The 25,265-nt window shown below is 62.7% G+C and carries 24 protein-coding genes and 1 pseudogene; 13 read left to right on the plus strand and 12 right to left on the minus strand.

What is annotated here, in order from left to right; translation table 11 throughout:
* Positions 1-167 precede the first annotated feature (167 nt).
* Positions 168-1,559 carry a glutathione-disulfide reductase gene (gene gor, locus NKI49_RS30535; protein ID WP_352607443.1) on the plus strand — a complete coding sequence of 464 codons (1,392 nt, stop codon included), beginning with the start codon at positions 168-170 and terminating at the stop codon, positions 1,557-1,559.
* 57 nt (positions 1,560-1,616) lie between these two features.
* Here the strand turns inward: gor and NKI49_RS30540 are convergent.
* The 4 genes and pseudogenes from NKI49_RS30540 to NKI49_RS30555 all read right to left on the minus strand — a co-directional run.
* Positions 1,617-1,951, minus strand: a pseudogene (locus tag NKI49_RS30540) (magnesium transporter); the annotation flags it as partial.
* Between the two features lie 80 nt (positions 1,952-2,031).
* Positions 2,032-3,924, minus strand: coding sequence for an ABC transporter ATP-binding protein/permease (locus NKI49_RS30545; RefSeq protein WP_352607445.1), 1,893 nt, complete (start codon positions 3,922-3,924; stop codon positions 2,032-2,034).
* Positions 3,925-4,407: 483 nt separating this feature from the next.
* Positions 4,408-5,082: a DsbA family oxidoreductase gene (locus tag NKI49_RS30550; RefSeq protein ID WP_352607447.1), complete on the minus strand. Its 675-nt coding sequence runs from the start codon at positions 5,080-5,082 to the stop codon at positions 4,408-4,410.
* Positions 5,083-5,098: 16 nt separating this feature from the next.
* Positions 5,099-6,919, minus strand: a complete 1,821-nt coding sequence (locus tag NKI49_RS30555) for an extracellular solute-binding protein (protein WP_352695872.1) — start codon at positions 6,917-6,919, stop codon at positions 5,099-5,101.
* Positions 6,920-7,151: 232 nt separating this feature from the next.
* On the opposite strand from NKI49_RS30555, the gene NKI49_RS30560 reads away from it, so the two are divergent.
* Complete coding sequence (locus tag NKI49_RS30560) at positions 7,152-7,784, plus strand: invasion associated locus B family protein (protein ID WP_352607451.1); 633 nt, start codon at positions 7,152-7,154, stop codon at positions 7,782-7,784.
* Positions 7,785-7,856: 72 nt separating this feature from the next.
* Here NKI49_RS30560 and hspQ read toward each other — a convergent pair whose 3' ends face one another.
* Together hspQ and NKI49_RS30570 are read right to left on the minus strand one after the other, a co-directional pair.
* Positions 7,857-8,180 carry a heat shock protein HspQ gene (hspQ, locus tag NKI49_RS30565; protein WP_027027770.1) on the minus strand — a complete coding sequence of 108 codons (324 nt, stop codon included), beginning with the start codon at positions 8,178-8,180 and terminating at the stop codon, positions 7,857-7,859.
* 174 nt (positions 8,181-8,354) lie between these two features.
* The gene (locus NKI49_RS30570) at positions 8,355-9,566 is read right to left on the minus strand and encodes a UbiH/UbiF family hydroxylase (RefSeq protein ID WP_352607453.1); all 1,212 of its coding nucleotides are present in this window, start codon (positions 9,564-9,566) and stop codon (positions 8,355-8,357) included.
* 70 nt (positions 9,567-9,636) lie between these two features.
* Between NKI49_RS30570 and NKI49_RS30575 the strand changes: the two genes are divergently transcribed.
* The 8 genes from NKI49_RS30575 to NKI49_RS30610 all read left to right on the plus strand — a co-directional run bounded on the left by NKI49_RS30575 (position 9,637) and on the right by NKI49_RS30610 (position 17,963).
* Positions 9,637-10,584 carry a DUF2182 domain-containing protein gene (locus NKI49_RS30575; RefSeq protein WP_352607455.1) on the plus strand — a complete coding sequence of 316 codons (948 nt, stop codon included), beginning with the start codon at positions 9,637-9,639 and terminating at the stop codon, positions 10,582-10,584.
* On the plus strand, positions 10,581-11,195 hold the full coding sequence (locus NKI49_RS30580; protein WP_352607457.1) for a DUF1326 domain-containing protein: 615 nt from the start codon (positions 10,581-10,583) through the stop codon (positions 11,193-11,195). Before NKI49_RS30575 ends, NKI49_RS30580 begins: the two co-directional genes overlap by 4 nt.
* Positions 11,192-11,998 (plus strand): phosphatidylcholine synthase, encoded by an 807-nt coding sequence (gene pcsA / locus NKI49_RS30585; RefSeq protein WP_352607459.1) that lies wholly within the window; start codon positions 11,192-11,194, stop codon positions 11,996-11,998. Before NKI49_RS30580 ends, pcsA begins: the two co-directional genes overlap by 4 nt.
* Positions 11,999-12,025: 27 nt before the next feature.
* The gene (locus NKI49_RS30590) at positions 12,026-13,003 is read left to right on the plus strand and encodes a quinone oxidoreductase family protein (protein ID WP_352607461.1); all 978 of its coding nucleotides are present in this window, start codon (positions 12,026-12,028) and stop codon (positions 13,001-13,003) included.
* Between the two features lie 217 nt (positions 13,004-13,220).
* Positions 13,221-14,798: an ABC transporter ATP-binding protein gene (locus NKI49_RS30595; protein WP_352607463.1), complete on the plus strand. Its 1,578-nt coding sequence runs from the start codon at positions 13,221-13,223 to the stop codon at positions 14,796-14,798.
* The gene (locus tag NKI49_RS30600) at positions 14,795-15,925 is read left to right on the plus strand and encodes an ABC transporter permease (RefSeq protein ID WP_352607465.1); all 1,131 of its coding nucleotides are present in this window, start codon (positions 14,795-14,797) and stop codon (positions 15,923-15,925) included. Before NKI49_RS30595 ends, NKI49_RS30600 begins: the two co-directional genes overlap by 4 nt.
* Positions 15,925-16,845, plus strand: coding sequence for an ABC transporter permease (locus NKI49_RS30605; RefSeq protein ID WP_027027066.1), 921 nt, complete (start codon positions 15,925-15,927; stop codon positions 16,843-16,845). The genes NKI49_RS30600 and NKI49_RS30605 overlap by 1 nt, the downstream gene beginning before the upstream one ends.
* Before the next feature lie 50 nt (positions 16,846-16,895).
* A complete protein-coding gene (locus NKI49_RS30610; protein WP_352607467.1) occupies positions 16,896-17,963 on the plus strand; it encodes a BMP family ABC transporter substrate-binding protein in 1,068 nt (355 codons plus the stop codon).
* Positions 17,964-18,109: 146 nt separating this feature from the next.
* Here the strand turns inward: NKI49_RS30610 and rimO are convergent, their stop codons facing one another.
* The 5 genes from rimO to NKI49_RS30635 form a co-directional block, all read right to left on the minus strand.
* Positions 18,110-19,423: a 30S ribosomal protein S12 methylthiotransferase RimO gene (gene rimO, locus NKI49_RS30615; protein ID WP_352607469.1), complete on the minus strand. Its 1,314-nt coding sequence runs from the start codon at positions 19,421-19,423 to the stop codon at positions 18,110-18,112.
* Positions 19,424-19,608: 185 nt separating this feature from the next.
* Positions 19,609-20,295: a TerC family protein gene (locus NKI49_RS30620; protein WP_352607471.1), complete on the minus strand. Its 687-nt coding sequence runs from the start codon at positions 20,293-20,295 to the stop codon at positions 19,609-19,611.
* Between the two features lie 185 nt (positions 20,296-20,480).
* Positions 20,481-20,888 carry a DUF930 domain-containing protein gene (locus NKI49_RS30625; protein WP_352607473.1) on the minus strand — a complete coding sequence of 136 codons (408 nt, stop codon included), beginning with the start codon at positions 20,886-20,888 and terminating at the stop codon, positions 20,481-20,483.
* A 56-nt stretch (positions 20,889-20,944) separates the two neighbouring features.
* Positions 20,945-21,643, minus strand: a complete 699-nt coding sequence (locus NKI49_RS30630; protein ID WP_352607475.1) for a DUF2161 domain-containing phosphodiesterase — start codon at positions 21,641-21,643, stop codon at positions 20,945-20,947.
* A 68-nt stretch (positions 21,644-21,711) separates the two neighbouring features.
* Positions 21,712-22,518 carry an alpha/beta fold hydrolase gene (locus NKI49_RS30635; RefSeq protein ID WP_352607477.1) on the minus strand — a complete coding sequence of 269 codons (807 nt, stop codon included), beginning with the start codon at positions 22,516-22,518 and terminating at the stop codon, positions 21,712-21,714.
* Positions 22,519-23,117: 599 nt separating this feature from the next.
* On the opposite strand from NKI49_RS30635, the gene NKI49_RS30640 reads away from it, so the two are divergent.
* The 3 genes from NKI49_RS30640 to NKI49_RS30650 all read left to right on the plus strand — a co-directional run bounded on the left by NKI49_RS30640 (position 23,118) and on the right by NKI49_RS30650 (position 24,151).
* Positions 23,118-23,417 carry a DUF1236 domain-containing protein gene (locus NKI49_RS30640; protein WP_352607479.1) on the plus strand — a complete coding sequence of 100 codons (300 nt, stop codon included), beginning with the start codon at positions 23,118-23,120 and terminating at the stop codon, positions 23,415-23,417.
* Between the two features lie 71 nt (positions 23,418-23,488).
* Complete coding sequence (locus tag NKI49_RS30645; RefSeq protein WP_352607481.1) at positions 23,489-23,704, plus strand: hypothetical protein; 216 nt, start codon at positions 23,489-23,491, stop codon at positions 23,702-23,704.
* Between the two features lie 6 nt (positions 23,705-23,710).
* On the plus strand, positions 23,711-24,151 hold the full coding sequence (locus NKI49_RS30650) for a hypothetical protein (RefSeq protein WP_352607483.1): 441 nt from the start codon (positions 23,711-23,713) through the stop codon (positions 24,149-24,151).
* Positions 24,152-24,202: 51 nt separating this feature from the next.
* On the opposite strand, the gene NKI49_RS30655 is transcribed toward NKI49_RS30650, so the two are convergent.
* Positions 24,203-25,132, minus strand: coding sequence for a LysR family transcriptional regulator (locus tag NKI49_RS30655; RefSeq protein ID WP_352607485.1), 930 nt, complete (start codon positions 25,130-25,132; stop codon positions 24,203-24,205).
* Between the last annotated feature and the right edge of the window lie 133 nt (positions 25,133-25,265).

Genomic DNA, 25,265 nt, shown 5'->3' on the forward strand with positions numbered 1-25,265 from the left:
GCGCCGGCCAAAGCCGCATAACCAACCGAACCGCCCTGTACGGACCCGTATGCAAGGTGGTGTGGGAGGGGAGGAACCGCGAGGTTCCCCCCTATCCCGATTGGTGGTTTGCGGCCTACCTGTCACTGGATTTTGAAGCTCAACTTTGAAGGCTAGGGAGCCGCGGCATGGCCGGTTACGACTACGACCTCTTCGTCATCGGCGGCGGCTCGGGCGGGGTGAGGGCGGCGCGTGTCGCCGCCGCGCTCGGCAAGCGCGTCGGCATCGCCGAGGAATACCGCTTCGGCGGCACCTGCGTCATCAGGGGCTGCGTGCCGAAGAAGCTCTACGTCTATGCCTCGCAATTCCCCGAGCATTTCGCCGATGCCGCCGGCTATGGCTGGACGGTGCCGGAAGCCAGCTTCGACTGGCAGAAGCTGGTCGCCAACAAGGATCGCGAGATCAGCCGGCTGGAGGCGATCTACGAGAAGAACGTGCATGGCGCCGGCGGCGAGACCTTTCACTCGCGCGCCATGATCCTCGAGCCGCATGTGGTGCATCTTCTGGGCGAGGACCGCACCGTCACCGCCGACCAGATCCTGATCGCCACGGGCGGCCGCCCGGCGGCACATCCGGCGCTGCCGGGTCACGAACACTGCATCTTTTCCAACGAGGCCTTCGACCTCAAGGAACTGCCGAAGGCGATCATGATCGAGGGCGGCGGCTACATCGCCGTCGAGTTCGCCAACATCTTCCACGGCCTCGGCGTCGACACCACGCTGGTCTATCGCGGCAAGGAGATCCTCAGCCGGTTCGACATGGACCTGCGGCGCATGCTGCACGAGACGATGGAAAAGAAGGGGATAAAGATCCTCTGCCATTCCATTTCCGAATGGGTGCGCAAGCGGCCGGACGGCCGGCTCGACGCAGTCCTCACCAGCGGCAAGGTGCTGACGGTCGACCAGGTGATGCTGGCCATCGGCCGCCTGCCCAACACCGAGAACATGGGGCTGGAGGGCATCGGCATCGAGATGACCGCGACCGGCGCGATCAAGGTCGACGGCTATTCCCGCACCAACATCGACAACATCTGGGCGATCGGCGACGTTACCAACCGCGTGCAGCTGACGCCGGTGGCGATCCACGAAGCGATGTGCTTCATCGAGACGGCCTTCAAGAACAACCCGACGGCGCCCGACCACGAGACGATCGCCACCGCCGTCTTCTCGCAGCCGGAAATCGGCACGGTCGGCCTGTCGGAAGACGACGCCGTCAAGCGTTTCGCCGATGTCGAGATCTACCGCGCCAGTTTCCGGCCGATGCGGCACACGCTGTCGGGCCGCGACGAAAAAATGCTGATCAAGCTGGTGGTCGACGGCGCTTCCAGAAAGGTGCTCGGCGCCCATATCCTGGGTCCGGACGCCAGCGAGATGGCGCAGCTTCTCGGCATCCCGCTGAAGGCCGGCCTGACCAAGGACGATTTCGACCGCACCATGGCCGTGCACCCGACTGCGGCGGAAGAACTGGTCACCATGTACAAGCCGACCTACCGCGTGAAGGACGGCCAGCGCGTGGACTGACCGGCAACGCCCGGATGCCGCGGCGAGGCCATGCCACGGCGGAGATGACGGAAACCGCTACAGCAAGGTGCCGCGCAGGATCACCAGCGCCACCGAGAAATAGATCACAAGGCCGGTGACATCGACCTGCGTGGCGACGAACGGCGCCGATGCGCTGGCCGGGTCGAAACCAATGCGTTTCAAGGCGAACGGCAGCTTCGACCCCGACAGCGAGCCGAGGTGACGATGCCGACAAGGGCGGCGCCGACGGTCGTGGCGATCAGCGGCCAATGCGGCCCATAGTCGTAGAAGCCCATATATTGCCAGAGCGCGATGCGGCAGATGCCGACCACGCCCAGCATGGCCCCGAGCACCAGACCCGTGGGAAGCTCGCGCAGGGCGACACGCCACCAAAACGGAGCCGAATGGCTCCGCTCGCGAGACCGTGATCACGGGCCGCAGCAGGATGCGGACGGCCGGGTTGAGAGCGCCGCTATTTCTGCTTCAGCCGGCGCGGAAAACGCAGCCACTTGTCCTCGACGGGCCTTGGCTGGACGAGAATGGTGGTGAGTTCCGGAGGCAGGCTCGGGGCCAGCGGCTTCTTGGTGGCCACGCCGTCGGCGATCATGACCATGCTGTGATAGAACTCCGCGCCGCCGGCCGACCTCGGCGCCACCGCCTCATGCATGACGCTGATCACCGTGACATCGGGGCAGTTGTCCTTGATGGCCTGGTGGAAGGCGACCTTGCCCGCCGGGTCGAGCGCGCCAGTCGCCTCATCGAGGAACAGCAGCCCCGGTTGCTGCAGGATGATGCGAGCCACGACCAGCTTCTGTTTCTGGCCGCCCGACAGGACCTGGTCCCAGCTTTTGCCTTCGCGGCTTTCGTTGCCCATATGCTCGATGAAGTCGCCGAGGCCCGCCTTGTGCAGGGCCGCGGCGACCTGCGCGTCGCGATGGTCGTGCTCGGAGCCGGGCAGGCAGACCAGCTGTTTCAGCGACACCTGCTGCAGCTTGACCTCCTGGGCTGCATAGAAACTCTTCACGCCCTCGGGGGAGACGATGGTGCCGCGGCCATAAGGCCAGAGGCCATTGATCGCCTTGATCAGCGAAGTCTTGCCGCAGCCGGATTCGCCTTTCAGGAACGTCCACTCGCCGCGCCGGAAGCGCAGATTGGCGGCGCTGAGGAACGGTGTTGCGTCCTCGCCCTGATGCGCCAGTTCGAGCTTCTGGATGGTCAGGCCGAAAACCGGGTTCTGGCTGCCATACTGGAAGTCGGAACGACCGGTCTGGCTGTAGAATTCCTGCGGATGCTGGACGTTCTCGATCGCGTTGGCGAGCTCGGTGACACGCTGGCTGTTGGCGCGCAACGCGGCGATGGCGGGCATGACATGGATGAACCACGAACATTGGCTGATCAGCGAATTGACCAGTTCGGAGCCGGTTATGTAGCCCTTGAGGTCAAAACCATTGTGGATGAACGGCACCAGGCCTGGCCCGTAGGCGACGATGCGGGAGCCAATGAAATTGTAGATCAGCTCGAACGACATGTAGACGGTGTTGACGATGTTCAGCCGAGTCCAGGTTCCGTCGATATCGACATAGAGCCGGCGGTGCATGGTCTTCTGCACGCCTTCGCCGTGGGACGCCGCGACATGGAAAGAGCGGCGCAGGAACGTCGTCAGTTCGCCGCGGTAGCTGCCCTCGGCTTGCTGCATCCTGACATTGAGGCGCTCGAGCAGGCCGCCGAGCTTGACCGCGATCCAGGTGTTCAGCGGCACGTAGGTGGCGACCGCCAGGAAAGCCAGAACGGCGCTGCCATAGCTGCCGAGGAACTCCAGCCCCTTCACCTCGACGGAGGTTTCGAGCAGCTTCTGGCCGACGAAATAGAGCGAGGTGGCGACGCCAAGCACGCCCATGGCGAGGCCGATGGCGCCGCCGGTCATGTCCTTGATGGACTCCTGGACACGCTGGTCGATGTTGTCGGGGGCGGGCGCGCCGCCGCCGGCCGAAGCGTGCTGGGCATGGAAATGCGTGTGGTTGCCGTCCAGCAGCGCCTCGTTGAAGCGGCTGTCCAGCCAGCCGCGCCATTTGCGGTGCAGGGTCACCGAGACAAGGTTGCGGATGCCGGTGAAGCCGGCGTCCTTGAGCACCACCAGCAAGACAAGGATCCCGGCGTTGACCAGCAGGCTACGCAGCGGAGTGGTGTTGGCGGCGTCATGGAAGAAGGCGATCGAGTTGACCAACTCGCCGGAGGCCTCGGCGAACCAGACGCCTGCCTTGCTGGACAGCGCGGTGAGCAGCGCGATCACCAGCGTCAGCGTCCAAGCTTCCTTCCAGCGATCCGAGACCCAGTAGGCCCGCATCAGCCCCCAGAAATTGCGCATCGAGGATACCGGCGTCAGTGGCGACCGCCTCTCGGCATCGCCGTGTAGTCTATCCGGTACTGACTCTTGCGATCGTTTGCCGATCCGAATCACGATCCCGCCCAAACCTTTTTTCTTTTGTTACGGATGGTAACACCAATTGATCATTTTCCATTAATTTTCATAGGGGGGAGTCCGGATTGACTTGCGCGCCGTTGCCATTGGGCAACAGGACAGCCGGTCCAAACGCAGCGCGGAAGCAGGCGGGGAAGGACTTAAATGCAGCAACATCAAAGGATTATCGGGTGCAAAGCAAAGGTCTGCACATCTTCCGCTAGGGAAAGCATTCACACGGTTTTGTGACTCGTTCGGCTTGTCCGGCCCTCCGGCTTTTCATCGCAGGCCGATCAAAATGCCTGAAAAGGCGCCGTCATCGAAGTTTGATTCGTTGCCGTGGCCGTCCCGGCCGGCGGCAGAGAAACGGCTCGATATCGCTGGCTGGCCTCAATCGACCTTTTCCAGCTCGCCGCGCGCCTTGGCGGCCGCCACCTGGCGGATGGCATCGGCCAGGGTGTCGGCGTCCTGCGCGCCCATGACCGCGTATTTGCCTTCGAGCAGGAAGCACGGAACGCCCGATATGCCCATGCGCGAGGCGGTGGCGATCTCGGTGCGAACGGCCTCGACATCGGCGTCGGTCGGCAGAAGCGTGGTGATCACGGGAGCGTCCATGCCGGCCTCGCGGGCGGCTTCGACCAGGACGGCGTGGTCGCCGATATTGGCGCCTTCCTCGAAATTGAGCTGGAACAGGCGGCGCACCAGCCTGTTCTGAACGGCTTCACCGGCGACACCGGCCCAGCGGATCAGCCGATGCGCATCCAGTGTGTTCGGCGCCACCTTGATGGCGTCGAAAGCGAAGGAAATGCCTTCGGCTTCGCCCAGCGGTTCGATGCGCGCATGGATCTCGCGAATGCGCTCGTCGCTGCCGAATTTGGCTCTCATGTACTCGCGGCGATTCTTGCCTTCAGGCGGAATGGTCGGATCGAGCTGGAACGGCCGCCAGCGTATGCGCACATCGACATCACCGGCCGCGGCGATCGCCTTGTCCAGCCGCTTCTGGCCGATGAAGCACCAGGGGCAGACGACATCCGACACCACATCGACGGTTATCGCTTCGCTCATCTCGCTCTCCGGAGGTTCAGTTCGGCTTGCGCCACCAGCTCGGCAATTGATAACCGAATATGGGCGTCTTTTTCGGATGTTCCAGATAGTTCCAGTAAGCCAGCCATTGCTGGGCGTTGTACTGCATCGGCACCATGTAGTTGCCGGAGATCAGAAGCCTGTCGAGAACGCGAACCGCAGCGACATAATCTTCCTTCGAACGCGCGCGCAGCATCGCCTCGATCGCCGCATCGACCGCCGGGTCGGCGACGCCGGCGAGATTGAACGATCCCTCGGTCTTAGCGGCAGAGGACGACCAACGCCCAATCTGCTCGATGCCGGGGGAGAGCGAATTGTTGAAGCCGCTCGAGCCGACCAGCACATCGAAATCGAAACGCTGCTTGCGCGACTGAATCTGGTCGCCGTCGAGGCTGCGGATGCCGACATCGATGCCGATCTTCTCCAGCGTGCGCTGGTAAATGCCAGCAAGCCGCTCCTCGTCCTGCGAGGCGGTCAGGATCTCGAACCCGAAGGGGTTGCCCTCTGGATCGAGCATCGTCCCGTTCTGCAGGTGATAACCGGCGCTTCTGAGCAGTTCGAAGGCGGCTTTCAGCACCTTGCGATCCTGGCCCGATCCATCGGTGACCGGTGGCCGGTAAGTTCCGTCCATGACGTCGGCCGGCACGCGGCCGGGGTAGGGGGCCAGCAACGCCTTTTCCCTGTCGTCGGCCGGATGGCCGAGCGCGGAAAGCTCGGAGTTCTGCCAGTAACTCATCGTGCGCACGTACTTGCCGCCGAACAGGTTCTTGTTGGCCCATTCGAAGTCGTAGAGCATGCCGAGCGCGCGCCGAACCACCGGGTTGGAGAATTTCGGCAGCCTTGTGTTGAATAGGAATCCGGTCACCACCGGAGGAATGCCGGTATCGAAGGTCTCGGAAACCACCTCACCCCTGTGGAAGGCCGGGAAATCGAGATCGCGCTCGCGTTTCACCGGATCGCCGTCATCATCGATGGCGCACAGGCCTTTCTTGAACGCTTCCAACTTGGCATTGGCGTTGAGGAAATATTCGATGGTGATCTGGTCGTAATTGTCGAAGCCGCGCTTGGCCGGCACGTCCTTGCCCCAGTAATTCGGATTGCGCTTGAAGACGATGCGCTGGCCGGGTTGTACCTGTGCAACGGTGTAAGGGCCGCTGCCGACCAACGGCTTCAGCGTCGTCCTGTCGAACGTGTCCATGTCGAAGGCGTGCTTGGGGATGATCGGCGTCATTGCGATGATCAGCGGAAACTCGCGATCCGCCTTCTCGTTGAAGGTGAAACGTACGCTGTGGTCGCCGGTCTTTTCGAGCTTGGCGATCCTGGCCATGCGGTCGCTGTAGGGCGGGCGGCCTTTTTTCGTATAGGCGTCATAGGTGAACAGCACATCTTCCGGCGTCACCGGCTGGCCGTCGGACCATCTGGCTTTCGGATTGAGGTGGAATTCGATGCTTTTGCGCTCGGAGTCCATGTCGGCCGTGTCGGCCAGCAGCCCATAGAGGGTAAAAGCCTCGTCCGCGCTGCGCTGCATCAGCGGTTCGAAGACAAGATTGCCGTAGATCGTGTCCATCATTCCGCGCGCCGTCGTGCGCAGGCTTTTCAGGATAAAAGGATTCAGATTGTCGAAGCTGCCGACGACGCAATAGGTGATCGAGCCACCCTTCGGCGCGTCGGGGTTGACGTAGCTGAAATGCGTGTAGTCGGGTGGCAGGGCCGGTTCGCCCTGCATCGCAATCGCGTGTCTGGGCTCGGATAGCGCCGGCAGCTGCGAAAGGGTGAAAAACGATATCGCGGTGACCAGCCAAACAAGAACGCGGCCCATGACCGTCTCCTTACCGGGTCGGCTTGATGATTCGGTGCGCACCCTAGCATGCGGCAGCGGCGCGCCGGCCAATGTCGTTGCCAAGAAATGCGGATACCGGGCTGGATTCGGTATCGCTTGCAGTGTAACACGCCGTCCGAAGTCATTCTGTTGCCTCATTTCGGCAACAGGTAGCTGGACCACACGGCACGAAGAAGCCGGTCCCGGGATCATTTGAGAGGAAGTGCACGACATGACGAGCCTGAACAGCAATGCGTACCGCCTGTCGGTCATGGCCGCGGGCGTGGTCGGCTTTCTCTGCGCAGGACTTCCCGCTGCTTCCGCACAGCAGCAGCAGCAGCAGATTCCGCAGGGCTGGTTCAAGGCTTGCACCAAGCAGGAAGACGTCGACATCTGCAACGTCCAGAACATCACCACTGCCGGCAACGGCCAGCTGATCACCGGCGTCAGCCTGATCGAGCTGAAAGGCAAGGTAAATCGCAAGGTTTTCCAGGTGACGGTCCCGACTGGCCGCTTGGTGCCTCCCGGCATCGGCCTGCAGATCGATACCGGCAAGGCGCAGAAGCTCGACTATGTCATCTGCTTCCCGGATCGCTGCGTGGCGGAAGTGCCGCTGAGCGACCAGCTCGTCGCTTCGTTCAAGAAGGGCCAAGCGATCACGCTGACCTCGGTCAACTTCCAGAATCAGCCCAACCCGATCAAGATCGCGCTGCAGGGCTTCAGCGGCGCCTATGACGGCCCGCCGCTGCAGCAGTCCGACATCGAAGACCGGCAGAAGAAGCTGCAGGACTTCGTCGCCAAGAACAATCAGGACTTCGCCAAGAAGCTCAAGGAAGAGCAGGACAAGGCGAAGACCGCGAACTGATCGGACGACATTCGTCGGAATAACGAAAAGCGGGGTCATGCCCCGCTTTTTTTGTGCCTGCCGCCTGGCCGGTCAGTGCCTGGATTGCCGCTTCGGCTCGTAGCGCCCGTCCGGCTTCTTGTCGAACATTTCCTTGATCTGCGGGTGGCGGACCGGTTCGCCCGACTGATCCTCGAGCAGATTCTGCTCGGATACATAGGCGATGTATTCGGTCTCCGAATTCTCGGCGAGCAGATGATAGAAGGGCTGGTCCTTGCGCGGCCGAACGTCGGCGGGGATAGCCTCGTACCATTCGTCGGTGTTGGCGAATTGCGGATCGACGTCGAAAATGATGCCCCGAAACGGAAACAGCCGATGGCGAACCACCTGTCCGATCGCGAATTTGGCTGTTTTCATCGTACTCACCACTGAATTTCCTAGCTTTATCTGGCGCAGACTCCGCATCAATTCAATCCCGGAGCGTTTGAGTGTGTGCTTAAGTTTAGCAGCAGGCGGAGCAAAGGTTTTGGCGGATGTCAGGGATATCGGCGCCTGCCGATGGCGCGAATCGGGGGATTATCCGCAAGTTCGCTAATGGCGCGCCGGCTTGCGCGGGCCGCCGGCAAGCGCGGCAAAGCCGCTGCCGGGACGAAGTCCTTCGCGCATGAAGAAGGCGCGAAGCGGCGCAAAGCCGCCAAGCACGCCGAGACCAGCACCGCGCGCCATCTGCGCCGGCAGCATGTCGGAAAGCAGCGACATGTTGAGCAGATTGACGGCGCTGCTGCGCGCCAGAATATCGGGCCGGCGTTTGAAATCATAGGCGGCAAGAGCCATGGCCGCGCCGGGATCGCCACGGTTTTCACCAGCAATTCCAACAAGATCGTCGATATCCCTGATGCCAAGGTTAAGGCCTTGAGCGCCGATCGGTGGGAACACGTGGGCGGCTTCGCCGACGAGAGCCACACGGTCGCGGGCAAAACGCAGCGGCGTCACCGTCGAAAGCGGATAGATCTGGCGTCCGGGTTCGACCGTCACCCGCCCCAGGATCGATTGCATCTGTTGCTCGACCCGCAGCGACAGCGTTGCATCATCCAATCCTACGAGTTCCGCGGCGGTCTCCGGTTTCACCACCCAGACGAGGCTCGACCGATTGCCCGGCAGCGGAACCTGCGTGAACGGACCGGTCTCGGTGTGGAACTCCGTCGAGGTGAAGGCATGGTCGCGGCTATGGCCGAAATTGAGCACAAGTGCCGCCTGCGGATAGGAACGCGAGGCGGTCGAGATCCCCGCTGCCTCGCGGGCCGGCGACAGGCGCCCGTCGGCGGCAACCGCCAGGGACGCCTCGACCTCGTCGCCATCGGCGAGCACGGCGTGGGCCTTGTCGGTGCCGAGATGCCAGGTCTTGACCATCGATCTGCGCCATTCGATCCCGGAATGCGCGGCAACCTTGGCGGCAAGTGCGGGACCGAAGACGCTGTTGGGCAGGTTCAGCCCGAACTGGTCTTCGTCGATCTCGCTGGCACGGAAGGTGACAATGGGGCTGCGGATCAACCGGCTGGTCGCGTCGACGATGCGCATCATTTTGAGCGGCGCTGCCTTGGGCTCGATGTCGTCGAGGATATCAAGCCGTTCGAGCACCTTCAGGGCGGGGTTCATCAGGGCGGTGGTGCGGCCGTCGGGGCCGGAGACCTCGGGCCCGACGAGCGTCACCGCGAAGCGGGCGTCGGCGAAAGCGAGTGCCGCGATCAGCCCTGCCGGCCCAGTACCGGCGATCAGTATTCGCGCTGTTTCCTGATGCTCCAAGATCGGCTTCCGGCTTGCGATACGAGGCGGTCCACGCGACCTGCCTGTCGTAGAGCATATAGGTCAGTTGATGCGGCTTGATCAACGCGGCGATTCGGCCCATTCGGTTGTCATGACCGGCCAGCAGGAAGATTTCAGCCATCTCGACCGCGCCGGCCGCGCCATGGCTGGGATCGCGCGCAGCCCGCGTTTGACGGTGAACGCCGTCGTCGGTGCAAGCATCGTCCTTGCGTGGTTGTTCCTAGCCGCGATGGCGATTCGCGGTGCGGAGGCGCGGGTCGGCGGGCCAGGCGATGCTCTGCTGCGCAATGTTCCGGAACTGCCGCTGCCCGATTTCGTGGAAGGGTTCTTCGACCTCTGCCTTTCGCCGGCGCCGCTGGGTGGCAGCATCGGCCTGCGTGTCCTGGCTCTCGTCCTCATGTGGTTCCTGATGGCGATAGCGGCGATGCTGCCTTCCGCCGCACCGATGATCCGCACCTATTGCGAGATCGCCGATACGGCCCGGATCAAGGGCGAACCGGTCGTCCACCCGCTGGTGCTTGTCGCCGGCTATCTCAGCGTCTGGTTGGGCGCTTCGGTGCTGTTTTCGGCACTGACGCTTTCCCTGCACGCACTCGCCCGGTCCGGCGAGGTATTGGACCCACTTCTCGGCGCTGCCGGTGCGCTCGCATTGCTGGTTGCCGGCCTCTACCAGTTCAGCGGCCTGAAGCAGGCCTGCCTCGAGAAATGCCGCAATCCGTTCTCGGTCCTGTTCGCGAACTGGAGCGCCAAACCCATCCGCGTTTTCCGGCTTGGCGTTGCGCAAGGCATCTGGTGTCTCGGCTGTTGCTGGGCGTTGATGCTGGTGATGTTTGCCGTCGGGGTGATGAACGTCTTCTGGATGGCGCTGATCGGCCTGTTCACCCTGATCGAAAAACAGGCGACGAGCAGGGTTCCAACCCGGCTGGCCGGTGCGATACTGCTTGTATGGGCAGTCGCGCTGCTATTAGTCTCACTGCGAGTGGGGGAAATTCGATGACAGATCAAAGCTGGGCAATGAAAGGAGAACTCGTACTCTCCTGCAATTGCACGGTTTTTTGCCCTTGCGTGCTGTCGCTCGGCAATCATCCACCGACCGAGGGCTATTGCCAGACCTGGGCAGGCTTCCGCATCGACGCCGGTCACTTCGGCGAGGTCGACCTCTCCGGCCTGAACCTTGGGCTGATCATGGAAATCCCCGGTTATATGAGCCGCGGCAACTGGACCGCCGGCCTGTTCATCGACAAACGCGCCTCTGTCTACGCGGTCAAGGCATTGACCAAGATTTTCACCGGCAAGGCGGGCGGGACCACATCGCTGCTTTCGATCCTCGTTGGGAAATTCCTAGGTGTCGAACAGGCGCCGATCACCTATGAGACCCGAGACAGGACGCGCATCTTCCAGATACCGAAGATCATCGACGGCGCGGTTACGCCGATCGCGGGCAAGGATCACGAGAAAGACACCGTCATCAGCAATTCTCAATACTGGATCGCGCCGGAGATCATCGTCGCCAAGTCGGACAAGAGCAAGATGCGCGCTTTCGGCCGAAACTGGAATTTCGCCGGCCGTTCGGCCGAGATCTGCAAGCTGGATTGGCGGGGCCCGTGAGCAAGAACACAACGGCCAGGAAGATCAGGGACCGGATTCCGCGGCCGAGGAAGAAAGTCACCTGGCCGCAGGCAAGGGCGTTTTCGGTCCATTTGCTGACCGCGTCAGGCTCGTTCCTCGCCTTCCTGTCCCTGGTGGCGGCGAGCGAAGAGCGCTGGACGGCGATGTTCTGGTGGCTCGGGCTGGCGCTGTTCGTCGACGGTATCGACGGGCCGATCGCCAGAAAACTCGAGGTCAAGGAAATCCTGCCGACATGGTCGGGCGAACTGCTCGACAACATCATCGACTATGTGACCTACGTGCTCATCCCGGCCTTCGCGCTCTATCAGCGCGGCTTCATGGGCGAAGGCCTGTCGTTCCTGTCGGCGGCGATCATCGTCGTCTCCAGCGCGATCTACTATGCCGACACCGGCATGAAGACGAAGGAGAATTTCTTCAAGGGATTTCCCGTGGTCTGGAACATGGTGGTGTTCACGCTGTTTGTCATCGAACCCGGACAATGGGTGTCGTTCGCGGTGGTGGTGGTGGCCGGCATCCTGACCTTCGTCCCGATCAACTTCATCCATCCGGTGCGAGTGGTGCGACTGCGGCGCATCAATCTCGCAATAACCCTTTTATGGTGCGCCTTCGGTGCGCTGGCGCTTGCGCAAGCGGCACTCGCAGCCTTCTATGACCAGATCGGCGTGCTGGGCGCGCAGGTCAGCACCTTCACAAAGATTGGAATAACCATTACCGGGCTCTATCTCGGCTGTATCGGCGGGATCATGCAGTTCTTTCCCAATCTCGGTGCCAAAAAGGCCTGATCAGCCATCCCAGAGGAAGCCCAGACCATGTCCAAAGCGATCCGCATCCACGCCCATGGCGGCCCGGAAGTCCTGACCTATGAAGATACAGATCCCGGCCAGCCGGGATCGGGACAGATCCTGATCAGACACACTGCGATCGGCCTCAATTTCATCGACGTCTATCATCGCTCGGGCCTTTACCCGCCGCCTGGCGGGTTTCCGCTGGTGCCGGGCGGTGAGGCCGCCGGTGTGGTGCTGGAAGTAGGCCAGGGGATCGACTGGCTGAAGCCGGGCGACCGCATCGCCTATGCCGTAACGACGGGCGCCTACGCGCAGGAGCGCGTCATCGATGCCGGCCGCGTCGTCAAGGTTCCCGATGGGATCAGCGACGAACAGGCGGCGGCGATGATGCTGAAAGGCACGACCGCCGAGTATCTGTTGCGGCGCACTTTCAAGGTAAAGGCGGGCGACACGATCCTGTTTCACGCCGCGGCCGGCGGTGTCGGGCTGATTCTCGGCCAGTGGGCGAAACATCTCGGCGCGACGGTCATCGGCACGGCCAGTTCGAGCGACAAGATCGAACTCGCCAAGGCGCACGGTTTCGACCATGTCATCAACTACAAGGAACAGGACTTCGTCGCCGGCGTCGCCGCCATCACGGGCGGCAAGAAGTGCGATGTCGTCTACGATTCGGTCGGCAACGACACCTTTCCAGCTTCGCTGGACTGCCTCAAGCCGCTCGGCATGTTCGTCAGCTTCGGCCAGTCCTCGGGGCCGATCCCGCCATTCTCCATGTCATTGCTGGCCCAGAAGGGCTCCTTGTTCGCCACCAGGCCGACATTGTTCGTCTACAACGCAAAACGGGAGGATCTCGAAGCCTCCGCCGCGGCCTTGTTCGAGGTCGTGCTCAGCGGTGCCGTCGAGATCAAGATAAACCAGCGCTATGCGCTCAAGGACGTCGGCAAGGCGCATTCCGACCTCGAGGGCCGCAGGACGACAGGCACGACCATCCTGGTCCCCTGACGCAAATTCGCCCTGGTTTTCAGAGCTGTGCCCGGCCGATTGGCATGGGTTTGCACGGAAAGCCTCCCGGCCTTAGTCTTGCGTGAAGCAGGCTTATCTTATCCCTTGAATTTCCGCTGAAATTCTTGAAGCTCTTTCAAGTCGGGTGCTGCTTTCGCACGAGTGCTGGCCGCGCATACGATGCTTGCGGGAACACAGAACATATCCGGGAACACGGATGGGAGGCACTGTGAGTGCAAATCACGACGAGGCGAACCTGCTCGAGGTTCGCGGCCTTACCAAGATATTCGGCTCGCTGACGGCGTGCGATCATGTCGATCTCAATATCGCCAAGGGCGAAATCCACGCCTTGCTTGGCGAGAACGGCGCTGGCAAGTCGACGCTGGTCAAGATGCTGTTCGGCTCGCTGGAACCCAATTCCGGCGAGATTTTCTGGAACGGCCAGGCGGTCCGGATCGCCAGCCCCGGCGCGGCGAAAAAGCTCGGCATCGGCATGGTGTTCCAGCATTTTTCGCTGTTCGAGGCACTGACCGCGGCGGAGAATATCGCGTTGTCGCTGGACGACGGTTCGCCCATCAGCAGCATCGCGGCGAAGGCGAGGGCGCTTTCCTACAGCTATGGCTTGCCGCTCGATCCTGAATCGCTGGTCGGCGACCTGTCGGTCGGCGAACGCCAGCGCATCGAGATCATACGCTGCCTTTTGCAGACGCCGCAGCTGATCATTCTCGACGAGCCGACCTCGGTGCTGACGCCGCAGGAAGCCGACAAGCTGTTCGAGACGCTGGAGCGGCTGCGCAAGGAAGGCAAATCGATCCTCTACATTTCGCACCGGCTGGAAGAGGTCAAACGCATCTGCGATCGCGCCACCGTGCTGCGGCACGGCAAGGTGGTCGGCCACTGCAATCCACGCCAGGAGACCGCTGCGTCGCTGGCCCGCATGATGGTCGGCAACGAGGTCCAGGCCGTGGTGCGTGCGCCGGTGGTGGGGATCGAAACCGCGCAGCCGCTGCTTGAGATCCGCGGCCTCAGCCGCAAGCCGGCAACCCCGTTCTCCATTCCGCTCAGGAATATCAATCTCAACGTCCGCGCAGGCGAGGTGATCGGCATCGCCGGCGTCGCAGGCAACGGCCAGGGCGAATTCTTCGAGTCCGTCTCCGGCGAGGTCTTGCAGCAGGACGCCGCCTCGGTGCGCATCCGCGGCAAGGATGCCGGCGGCCTTTCGATCACCGGACGGCGCCTGCTGGGTGCCGCTTTCGTGCCGGAAGAACGCCTCGGTCATGGTGCCGCGCCGCGCATGAAGCTGTCGGAAAACCTGCTGCTGTCGCGCCATGCCACCGACGGCAAAACCTTCGTCGGGACCGGCGGGATGGTCAGGAGCGGCACCGTCTATGCCGCCGCCCAGCGCATCATCGAAGCGATGGATGTGCGCAAGAGTGCGCCGGATCCGGAGGCCGCCGCGCTTTCGGGCGGCAATCTGCAGAAATTCATCGTCGGCCGGGAACTCGACCGCCGGCCTGACGTCATGGTGGTGAACCAGCCGACCTGGGGTGTCGACGCGGGCGCCGCCGCCCACATCCGGCAGGCCCTGATCGAACTGTCGCGCAACGGATCGGCGGTGCTGGTGATCAGCCAGGATCTCGACGAGCTGTTCGAGATATCGGATGCGATCGCGGTCATGCACAATGGCGAATTGTCCAGGCCGTTGCCGATCGCCGAAGCGACCTTCGAAAGGATCGGCCTGCTGATGGGCGGCGCCGAGCCCGGCCACGCCGAACACACGCTGGAGACGGCATGATGCGCCTCGAACTCGTCAAACGCCCGCAGCGCTCGGCGCTGTTCTCCATGCTGTCGCCGTTCATCGCCTTCGCGCTGACGATCGTCGCCGGGGCCATCATGTTCGCGCTGCTCGGCGTCAATCCGTTGACCGCCTTCAAGATCTATTTCATCGAGCCGATCAGCCAGGTCTGGCAATTGCATGAACTGGCGATCAAGGCGGCACCCCTCATCCTGATCGCCGTCGGCCTGTCGGTTTGCTACAGGGCCAATATCTGGAACATCGGCGCCGAAGGCCAGTTCATCTTCGGCGGTATATTCGGTTCGATCATTCCGGTGCTGTTTCCGCAATTCGAAGGGCCCCTGGTGTTGCCGCTGATGCTTTTGCTCGGCATGGTCGGCGGCGCGGCCTATGCGGCAATCCCGGCATTTCTGAAGACCCGCTTCAGCACCAACGAGATCCTGACCAGCCTGATGCTGGTCTATGTCGCCCAGCTCTTCCTCGACTGGCTGGTGCGCGGCCCGTGGCGCGATCCGCAAGGCCACGGTTTCCCGCAGACGATCCAGTTCGGCGACTCGGCCATCCTGCCGGAGCTGATGCCGGACGCCGGGCGCGCCAATTGGGGCTTCGTCTTCGCCCTGGTTGCCGCGGTGCTGGTCTGGATCCTGATGAGCCGCATGCTCAAAGGTTTCGAAGTCCGCGTTTTGGGCTCCAGCCCGAGGGCAGGGCGCTTCGCCGGCTTCGGCCTCAGCCGCATGGTGTTTTTCGCCTTCCTTCTGTCGGGCGCACTGGCCGGCCTTGCCGGTATTTCGGAAGTCTCCGGCGCCATCGGCCAGTTGCAACCGGTGATCTCGCCCGGCTACGGCTTCACCGCCATCATCGTGGCGTTCCTCGGCCGGCTCAATCCGCTCGGCATCGTCGCGGCAGGCTTGGTGCTGGCCTTGACCTATCTCGGCGGCGAGGCGGTGCAAAGCGCGCTCGGCATTTCCGACAAGGTGGCGCGCGTGTTCCAGGGCATGCTGCTGTTCTTCGTGCTCGGCTGCGACACGCTCATTCATTACCGCATCCGCCTGATCGGCCTGGCACTGACCAAATCGGAGAGTGCCGCGAAGATCGAGGCCGCGCCAAAGTTGAAGGAAGCCCGCTGATGGACATTACCGTCAACATCCTTTTGACCATCGCAACGGCGGCGACACCGCTTTTGATCGCGGCGATCGGCGAACTGGTGGTCGAACGCTCCGGCGTGCTCAATCTCGGTGTCGAGGGCATGATGATCATGGGCGCGGTCGGCGGTTTCGGCGCCGGCTATCTGACCGGGTCGCCCTGGATCGGGCTCTTGGCGGCAATCGCCATGGGCGCGCTGTTCTCGCTGCTGTTTGCCGTCATGACGCTATCGCTGGCCACCAACCAGGTGGCGACCGGCCTGTCGTTGACGCTGCTCGGCCTCGGCCTCTCCGGCATGATGGGAACCAGTTTCGTCGGCCAGCCCGGCGTCAGGTTGCCCAATCTCGATATTCCGGGCCTCAGCTCGATCCCGGTGGTGGGCAGACTGCTGTTTGGCCAGGATCCGTTGTTCTACATCTCGATCGCGCTGACGGCGGCGGTGATGTGGTTCCTGTTCAAGACCCGCACCGGACTGACGCTGCGCTCGATCGGCGACAGCCACACCTCGGCGCACGCGCTCGGCATCAAGGTCATCCGCTACCGCTATCTGTCGGTGATCTTCGGCGGTGCCTGCGCCGGTCTTGCCGGCGGCCATCTGTCGCTGGTCTACACGCCGCAATGGGTCGAGAACATGAGCGCGGGCCGCGGCTGGATCGCGCTGGCGCTGGTGGTGTTCGCGTCATGGCGGCCATGGCGGGTGCTGGCCGGCGCCTACATTTTCGGCGCCGTCTGGATCGGCCAGCTTCATGCACAGGCTTTTGGCATTCCAGTGCCGTCGCAGCTGCTTTCTTCTCTGCCCTATCTGGCAACCGTCGTGGTTCTCGTTCTAATCTCGCGCAACAAGCGTCTGACGATGATGAACACGCCGGCTTCATTGGGGCAGCCATTCGTTCCGGATCGTTGACAATAAAAACAAACGGGAAGCTCCAAGGCTTAACTCAGAGAGGTAACACAATGAAAAAACTACTTATTGCCCTGATGACCACGACCGCCGCCTTTTCGCTGGCGGCGACAGCCGAAGCCGCCGACAAGTTGAAAGCCTGCTGGGTCTACACCGGCCCGATCGGCGATTTCGGCTACTCCTACCAGCACGATCAGGGCCGCCTCGAAGTCGAGAAGGCGCTCGGCGACAAAGTCGAAACCGCCTATCTGGAGAACGTCTCGGAAGGCCCCGACGCCGACCGTGCTTTCGAGCGCCTGGCGCGCGAAGGCTGCAAGCTGATCTTCGGCACCTCTTTCGGCTTCATGGACGCCGAAGTGAAGGTCGCCAAGAAGTTTCCCAAGGTGATGTTCGAGCACGCGACCGGCTACAAGACGGGCGATAATCTCGGCATCTACAATGCCCGTTTCTACGAAGGCCGCTACGTGCTTGGCCAGATCGCCGCCAAGGAATCGAAGTCCGGCGTCGCCGGCTACATCGTCTCCTTCCCGATCCCGGAAGTGGTGATGGGCATCAACTCCTTCATGCTCGGCGCGCAGTCGATCAATCCGAACTTCAAGGCCAAGATCGTCTGGGTGAATTCGTGGTTCGATCCGGGCAAGGAAGCCGACGCGGCGAAGGCACTGTTCGACCAGGGCGCCGACATCATCGTCCAGCACACCGATTCGACCGCCGCCCTGCAGGTGGCCGAGGAGCGCAAGCTGCACGGTTTCGGCCAGTCTTCCGACATGATCAAGTTCGCGCCGAACGCGCAGCTGACGTCGCTGACCGATGAATGGGGTCCCTACTATATCAGCCGGGTCCAGGCGGCCATTGACGGCACCTGGAAGCCGGACAATGTCTGGCTTGGCATCAAGGACGGCGCGGTGAAGCTCGCGCCGTTCACCAACATGCCCGACGACGTGAAGGCGATGGCCGAGGCGACTACAAAGAAGATCGCCGACGGCTGGAACCCCTTCACCGGACCGATCGCCAAGCAGGACGGCACGCCGTGGCTAAAGGACGGCGAAGTCGCCGATGACGGCACGCTCCTCGGCATGAACTTCTACGTCAAGGGTGTCGACGACAAGCTGCCGCAATAAGCGGCGCGGATATCGAAATGAAAAGGGCGCTTCGCGGCGCCCTTTTTCATTCATTCGGAGGGTTGTTCCGGCTTGGATGCGGCGGAACGGGTCAAGACGCCTCAATCATCGCCAGATGTAGCAGATTCGCGGGCCGGACGACCTTGTCAGACCGCCGAACCGTAGAGGTCGTAGGCATCGGCACGGTCGATCTTGACGGTGACGATCTCGCCGGCGCGCAGCGGACGGCGCGACTGGATATGAACCGAACCGTCGATTTCGGGCGCGTCGTATTTGGTGCGGCCCTTTGCCGAAGTGCCATGCGCTTCGTCGATCAGCACCGGCAGGCGCTTGCCGACCTTCTTGGCCAGCTGCGTCGCCGAGATCTTCTGCTGGCGTTGCATGAAGCGGTGCCAGCGCGCTTCCTTGACTTCCTGCGGGACCTGTTCAAGGCCGAGCTCGTTGGAGCGCGCGCCCCTGACCGGCTCGTATTTGAAGCAGCCGGCGCGGTCGATCCTGGCCTCGTCCAGCCAGTCGAGCAGCATCTCGAAATCCTCGTCCGTTTCGCCGGGGAAACCGACGATGAAGGTGGAGCGGATGGCAAGATCCGGACACACCTCGCGCCAGCCGCGGATGCGCTCCAGCGTCTTTTCGCCATGCGCAGGCCGGCGCATGTTCTTCAGCACCTGCGGCGAGGCATGCTGGAAGGGAATGTCCAGGTAAGGAAGGATCTTTCCTTCGGCCATCAGCGGGATGACGTCGGCGACATGCGGGTAGGGGTAGACGTAGTGCATGCGCACCCAGATGCCGAGCTTGCCCAGTTCTTCCGACAGGTCGAGGAATTTCGCCCGCACCTCGCGGTCGCCGAACATGGACGTCTGGTACTTGATGTCGATGCCGTATGCGCTGGTGTCCTGCGAGATGACGAGGAGTTCCTTGACGCCGGCCTTGGCCAGTTTCTCGGCCTCGCGCAGCACGTCCGCCGCCGGCCGCGAGACGAGGTCGCCACGCAGCGCGGGAATGATGCAGAAGGTGCAGCGATTGTTGCAGCCTTCCGAAATCTTGAGATAGGCGTAGTGCCGCGGCGTCAGCTTGACGCCCTGCGGCGGCAGGAGATCGACATAGGGATCGTGCGAAGGAGGTGCGGCCTCGTGCACGGCGGCCATCACGCTCTCATAAGCCTGCGGTCCGGTGATCGCCAGCACGTTGGGGTGCTTCTCGCGGATGACGTCCGGCTCGGCGCCAAGGCAGCCGGTGACGATGACCCTGCCGTTCTCCGAAAGCGCGGAACCGATGGCGTTGAGCGACTCGTCGCGGGCGGAATCGAGGAAGCCGCAGGTGTTGACGACGACAAGGTCGGCGCCGTCATGCTTGCGTGCGATCTCGTAGCCCTCGGCGCGCAGGCGCGTGATGATGCGCTCGGAATCCACAAGGGCCTTGGGGCATCCGAGGCTGACGAAGCTGACGCGAGGGGCGGACATAGGCAAGGTTCCAATGGGGGTACGGGCCGAAAACGCTGGTCCGGCCTGAAGTCGCTATGAATGTCGGTCTGTGGCGCGTGGCAGGAGCCAATACGCGCGGCGCAATAGCATGGCTTGCCCAATCAAGCAAACCTGCCGCAGGCCATCATGCGAAGACGCGGGCTGGGCCAAGCCGTCGGGGCGGCTCAATGGCCTCCCGGCCCGAACCAGGGAGCGAGGAAAGCGAACTGCTCGGGAAACTGCTGGACGGCACCGTCAAGCAGCATCTTGACGGCCACATAGAGGATGATCGCCAGGCCGATATAGGCAATCCAGCGGTACTTGTGCAGCAGGCGCGCGACAAAGGATGCGGCAAAGCCCATCAGCGCGATCGACAGCGCCAGTCCGATGATCAGCACCGTCGGATGGTTCATCGCCGCTCCCGCAACCGCGAGAACATTGTCGAGCGACATCGACACGTCGGCAATGACGATCTGCCAGGCGGCTTGCGCGAAGGTCTTGCGCGGCCCCTTGCCGGCAATCATTCCATCCTTGTCGAAGTCGTCATTCGACAGCGCTTCGGTCGCATCGCGCTCCTGCTGATGGGTAACCCGCAATTCGCGCCACATCTTCCAGCAGACCCACAGCAGCAGCAGGCCGCCGGCGATAAGCAATATGGGCCCAATGGTCAGCAGCCACTGCGTGATCAAAGCGAAGAAGATGCGAAGAACCGTGGCGGCCACGATGCCGACGAGAATGGCCTGCTTGCGTTGGTTGGCCGGCAGGCCTGCGGCGGCGAGGCCGATAACGATGGCGTTGTCGCCCGCGAGCGCAAGGTCGATGGCTATGACCTGAAGAAGAGCCGATAAACCCGCGGCGGTGAATATTTCCATCGACCTGAAAGCCCTTGCCTGTTCGCCGAGTGTTCGTCGCCGAGTGTCCAGACGGGCCTAAAGGCACGGTCCGCTGGCGTCAAGACACCATCGGGCAACACTGGAAAACGCTTTCGTTGGAGCCGCATCACGGCATCGTCAACAAACACCGGTGCGCCAGCCCACGCGGGCACGAGCGCGCGAGCCTAGTCGTACAGATTGTACTTCGCCCAGTCGGTTTCCGGAATCTCGTCGCCGATCCGGTAGCGGAGCTGGAGGATTTCCATGTGGTCCGGCCCGGTCTGGCATTTGAATTTCAGGCGGTACCACTGCCCCTTGCTGCGGAACGCCGCACCCGGGCTCCTGATCGCATCGGCGCTCATTTCGGGCGTCGAGAAGGCATAGGCGACGACACGGTCGGCCTTGTATTTGCGATCGTCGTGAGTGATCCGGTCCAGGACCTCGGCGTCGCAACGCTGCTCGAGGCGGGTTTGAGGATCGAGTTTCAGCAGTCCGGCGCGCAATGCGTTGTCCATTGCATTGGCCGGGAAAGCCAGGGTCAGGGACGCCATGGCCGCAATGCAGAGTGTCTTCATAGGCGGGACTAGCACCATATCTTGTCTGAAAAATCAACCAACGGAGGGGCCGCGGACCCGGCGAGTGCGCTCACTTATACGGCCGGCGCGTTCAAATTCCCGTGTCGGGATTCATCGTGCGAAACCTGCGGCCAGCGGACCAGCGAAGCACGGCCGGCGTCGGTGAGATCGTAAAGACCACGGTCGACACGCGCGAACCAGCCATAGACATTGTGCTGCAGGATCTTTGGCGCGATCGGCGTCAAAGCCTTTAAATCGCGCGGCCGCTTGGGTCCGTCGGACATCGCGGCGGCGCAGGCGAGGGCGCTCTGGCGGTAGGCGGTCATGATCGGATTGCGCGATCCTCCGCCCGCGACGGGATCGCCGCGGCGGCGCTGATGCTCGTCGACAAGGCGAGAGCGCCGCCGCGCATTCTTACGCGGCGTGACCGCGATCGGGCTGACAAGCACCTCGACCCGGTCGTTCGCCGTGACGCCGAGCATGCCGAAGCCAAGCCGCCGGCAGAGATTGCGAAACCTGGCATCGCTTTCGCGCCCCTTGCCTCGCGCCGACATGCGCGCCGCCAGCCAAACTTCGTCGCATGCCGCCGCACGATCGACGCCTTGCAGCACCAGTTCGAGATTGAATTGCAGCTTCAGCTCGCAAATGACCACGACCGGCGGCTCACCCTCCCGCAGTGCGACGATATCGCAGCCGCCGATCTCGCCCTTCACGGTGAAGCCGAGGTCTTCCAGGAACCGCTTAACCGGCAGATAGAGAGAGGTCTCGTTCATGCCTCAAGGCTTAGCCGATTCGGCACGAAAAGCCTTCCAGGCCATGCGAGGCGCGGCATCGCATGTCGTCAGGAAGAGACTTTTTCGAGGAAGCCCAATATCGCGCTGTTGAACAGCTCGGGGCGCTGCAGCGGCGCAAAATGGCTTACGCCGGGCAGGATGATCAATTCCGATCCTGGGATTCTCCGGGCGAGATAATCCGCGTGCTCGTGCCTGATGAACTCGTCATGTTCGCTCTGAACGATCGCCACCGGCACATGTATTCGCGCAAGATCGGAAGCGGCATAATTGGGTTCGGTCTTCATCATCAGGCCGACAGCCTCGACAAACGCCGAGAATTGGTCTGGCGTGGCCGACAGTTCGGTATAATCCTTGGAGTGCCGGCCGAAACACCGGTCGAGGACCGGGCCGGGCTCGACTTCCTTCGTGCCGCTGGGATCCATGTTGCAGCCGAAGAAGAACACACCCTCGATCCGGTCCGCGGCTTTCATGCCAAGGATCAGGGCAACGCATGCGCCGTCGCTCCAACCCACTACCGCCGCCTTCGGCAATTGCAGAGTGTCCATCACGGCCAGAACGTCGGAGGCCATCAGCTCGTATTTGTACGGCCGTTCGTCGCGGCTGCTGCGTCCATGGCCCCTGCTGTCGATCACCACGACGCGGTAGCCGGCCCTGACCAGGGCTGGAACCTGAAATCCCCAATTGCCGCTGTGGCCAAGGCCGCCATGCAACAAGATCACGGGAGGACCGGCCCCGAACGTTGCGTACCAGATTTTCGCTCCCTCATGTTCCAACTGGCCTTCATCCCTTGCTGCCGGCAGAGGGGCTGCGCCGTGCGCTTCGAATTTCCTCAGATCATCGTCATGGTATTCCATGCTGGTAGCGCCTCGGGTCAGATAGGGAAGGTCCTATTTATTGCCGGTGCCCAGCAAAAACCAAGCCGTGGCGGAATGACTGCTGCCATCAGGCGACAGAGTCCGGCGACGGGGCAGGCAAATGTTCGGCTCGAAGGACGGCGGTGGTTCGAGATCGGACCCGAACGCCCGACACGGATAGAGGGCTCGCCCGCCACACGAAGGTGGCGAGCGAACCCTATCAGCGCAGGAAGGGACGAAACTGCGCCGATGCCATACGAGGTCCTGGCGCTCCATCCCTTTTGAATGGTCAGCCAAGGGCCACTCCGATCACCAGGAAGGCGATTGCAACGGCGAAGATCGGTGCGAGCAACCAGCGTGCCTGGCCGACGCTCTTCTCCATCGCTTCCTCCCGCAAACGTGCAGCAAATAACGACCGCGGGCAGTGGCTGTTCCGAGACGCGCGCTGAGATAGGTCCATTGCGCCTGACGATTGGACCTAGGTCCCAACCCTGGTCCGACCGAAGCCCAACCGGGGAACGTTTGCCATCGCCTCACGTTCGGTGGGCTGGGCGCGGCGAGGATGTCGTCTTGCGCCAGACTCCAAGAAGGAGGAGATCATGAGAATACATCTTACTGGCGCCGCCGCGGCGTTTGTGCTGCTTGCGGGTGTCGGCGCGGCCGCGGCCCAGGACGTCGTCATCCAGCCTGAACAGGAAACAGTCATTCGCGAATATGTGAAGAAGCAGCCCTTGGCTTCGGTGAAGCTTCCCGGCGTGGAACTCAATGTCGGCACGGCTCTGCCCGACACGGTCGAGATGCATGAGATTCCCAACGTCAAGTACCGCTACGTCGTGGTCGACAACCGCACGGTTGTCGTGGATCCGGGCACCCGCAAGATCGTCAAGGTCCTCGACTGAACCAGGTACCGTGGCCCGAACCCCGCCGTCCATCGTGACGGCGGACTGGCAATAAGAGGATAAGCGATCCGATGCCGAATGGTGGAACTGCAAGGTCGCATGCCCTGGGCATGCGCGTAGCCGATCTTAAATCCCGGATGCAGGAAGCTCGGATTACCGAGGGGGACATAAAGATCTTCCAGAAGATCGCAGCCATCATGGAGGATGGCCACGGTCGAATTGATGGCGACGACCTGATCGCCGCATCCTTCGTCACCGACACGTTGGTGGACAGTAAAACACCTTAGGTGGCCATGCGCACGATCAGCAGACTCTTTGATTCGCATGCCGAGGCATGCCGGGCGGCTGGCGCATTGCTGGCGGCCGGAATTCCTCACGTCAGGATTGCCGTCATCGGGCCCTATAGCGACGAAATAGCCCCTGTCTTGCAGGCTCCCGCTCTGGGGATAATCCTGGGCGCCACCGCCGGCCTCCTGGCCTGCCTGAGTCCCAGCGGCGTCGACCTTCTTGGTGCGGGGTTGCTGCCGGCCTCGCTGGCCGGGGCCTTCTGCGGCGGCGTTGCCGGCGGGCTGCTCGGAACGTTCGCCGCGGCCGCCATGAAGCCGGATGAAACGAGCGTTGCACAGGGGATCATCCTGGTGACGGCACAAATCGATGAAGACCAGGCCGATATCGCGCAAGCAGTGCTCGAAGACCGCGTCGCGACGACGGGATTCACCGCCGAAGCCGCATGAGGAGGGCGTCTTGCGCTTACCTGCTTTTGGGCGGGAAGGTCGCTCCCGCGCTCATCGCCGCGGATACGCGGCGCGACAAACCGACATCACAGTGTCGCGCAGCCAGCGATGTGCCGGGTCGGCGTCCATGCGCGGATGCCACATCGCCGATATCTTGAACTCCGGTATGGGCAGCGGAAGTTCGAAGCTCTCCAGCCCCGTCGTGACCGCGTGATCACTCGCCGTGACGTTGCCAAGACACGAGCGCGGCACGGTCGCGACCAGATCCGACTGGCGCACGATGCGCATCGCATCCGGGTAGCCGGGCACCACAACCGCCACGGTCCGTCCGAGGCCAAGCTTCTCAAGGGCGGCATCGATCGGCTCGACGACATTTCCTTCCCGTGACGCGACGACGTGCCTGCACGCTGCATACCGCTCGGGCGTAACTCCAGCGCCTGCCAAAAGCGGATGCCCAACCCGCGCCACGCCGACATATCGGTCATGGAACAGGAACTGGGTGCGGATTTCCGGCGCGGACGTTCCAAGCAAGCCGATCTCCAGGTCGATAAGGCCTTCCCGAAGCGGGCGCGCGTCCTTGTCGGGCTTGGGCGCGAAGCGCAGGCGGATACGAGGCGCTGCCCGGCCTATGGCGGTTACGACCGGACCGGAAAGGAATTCCAGGAACGCCTCGCTGGCGCGGACAGTGAATGTCAGTTCGAGCGCTGTCACATCCAGGTGCGTGTTTTGCGGCCGCAGGACCGCCCGCACATCCCGGGTGAGCTCATGAACGCGATCGCGCAGCTCGGCCGCGTGCGGCGTGGGCACAAGTCCGCGCCCGGCCCTGACGAGCAGCGGGTCGCCCGTCGCCGCCCGAAGTCGCGTGAGCGTCCGGCTCATGGCCGAGGTACTCAAGCCAAGACGGCGAGCCGCCCCAGTCACGCTGCCTTCGGCAAGCAGCACATCCAGAGCGGCGAGCAGATTCAGGTCCACATCGTCCATCGGGCAAGCCTATCCCACCCGCTTTGTCCGACATAGCGTCGGATGCAACTATACTTTGATTTTTACGCGTCTGGCGCCTGACTTGTGTGTGCCCATATCTGCGGTCACCCCAGTCAACGAAAAGGATTGAACC

It is taken from the genome of Mesorhizobium sp. M0587, from assembly GCF_040320945.1.
Lineage (GTDB): Bacteria > Pseudomonadota > Alphaproteobacteria > Rhizobiales > Rhizobiaceae > Mesorhizobium.

Excerpts from the sequence above, each read along its gene's own strand:
- NKI49_RS30560 (WP_352607451.1), top strand. The coding sequence starts at position 7,152 with ATGACGAGCCTGAACAGCAATGCGTACCGCCTGTCGGTCATGGCCGCG.
- NKI49_RS30545 (WP_352607445.1), bottom strand. The coding sequence starts at position 3,924 with ATGCGCAATTTCTGGGGGCTGATGCGGGCCTACTGGGTCTCGGATCGC.
- NKI49_RS30655 (WP_352607485.1), bottom strand. The coding sequence starts at position 25,132 with ATGGACGATGTGGACCTGAATCTGCTCGCCGCTCTGGATGTGCTGCTT.
- NKI49_RS30605 (WP_027027066.1), top strand. The coding sequence starts at position 15,925 with ATGGACATTACCGTCAACATCCTTTTGACCATCGCAACGGCGGCGACA.
- NKI49_RS30620 (WP_352607471.1), bottom strand. The coding sequence starts at position 20,295 with ATGGAAATATTCACCGCCGCGGGTTTATCGGCTCTTCTTCAGGTCATA.
- NKI49_RS30630 (WP_352607475.1), bottom strand. The coding sequence starts at position 21,643 with ATGAACGAGACCTCTCTCTATCTGCCGGTTAAGCGGTTCCTGGAAGAC.
- NKI49_RS30550 (WP_352607447.1), bottom strand. The coding sequence starts at position 5,082 with ATGAGCGAAGCGATAACCGTCGATGTGGTGTCGGATGTCGTCTGCCCC.
- NKI49_RS30635 (WP_352607477.1), bottom strand. The coding sequence starts at position 22,518 with ATGGAATACCATGACGATGATCTGAGGAAATTCGAAGCGCACGGCGCA.
- NKI49_RS30590 (WP_352607461.1), top strand. The coding sequence starts at position 12,026 with ATGTCCAAAGCGATCCGCATCCACGCCCATGGCGGCCCGGAAGTCCTG.
- NKI49_RS30555 (WP_352695872.1), bottom strand. The coding sequence starts at position 6,919 with ATGGGCCGCGTTCTTGTTTGGCTGGTCACCGCGATATCGTTTTTCACC.
- NKI49_RS30640 (WP_352607479.1), top strand. The coding sequence starts at position 23,118 with ATGAGAATACATCTTACTGGCGCCGCCGCGGCGTTTGTGCTGCTTGCG.
- NKI49_RS30580 (WP_352607457.1), top strand. The coding sequence starts at position 10,581 with ATGACAGATCAAAGCTGGGCAATGAAAGGAGAACTCGTACTCTCCTGC.
- NKI49_RS30625 (WP_352607473.1), bottom strand. The coding sequence starts at position 20,888 with ATGGTGCTAGTCCCGCCTATGAAGACACTCTGCATTGCGGCCATGGCG.
- NKI49_RS30610 (WP_352607467.1), top strand. The coding sequence starts at position 16,896 with ATGAAAAAACTACTTATTGCCCTGATGACCACGACCGCCGCCTTTTCG.
- NKI49_RS30645 (WP_352607481.1), top strand. The coding sequence starts at position 23,489 with ATGCCGAATGGTGGAACTGCAAGGTCGCATGCCCTGGGCATGCGCGTA.
- NKI49_RS30650 (WP_352607483.1), top strand. The coding sequence starts at position 23,711 with ATGCGCACGATCAGCAGACTCTTTGATTCGCATGCCGAGGCATGCCGG.
- NKI49_RS30600 (WP_352607465.1), top strand. The coding sequence starts at position 14,795 with ATGATGCGCCTCGAACTCGTCAAACGCCCGCAGCGCTCGGCGCTGTTC.
- NKI49_RS30595 (WP_352607463.1), top strand. The coding sequence starts at position 13,221 with ATGGGAGGCACTGTGAGTGCAAATCACGACGAGGCGAACCTGCTCGAG.
- gor (WP_352607443.1), top strand. The coding sequence starts at position 168 with ATGGCCGGTTACGACTACGACCTCTTCGTCATCGGCGGCGGCTCGGGC.
- rimO (WP_352607469.1), bottom strand. The coding sequence starts at position 19,423 with ATGTCCGCCCCTCGCGTCAGCTTCGTCAGCCTCGGATGCCCCAAGGCC.
- hspQ (WP_027027770.1), bottom strand. The coding sequence starts at position 8,180 with ATGAAAACAGCCAAATTCGCGATCGGACAGGTGGTTCGCCATCGGCTG.
- NKI49_RS30575 (WP_352607455.1), top strand. The coding sequence starts at position 9,637 with ATGCGGCTTGATCAACGCGGCGATTCGGCCCATTCGGTTGTCATGACC.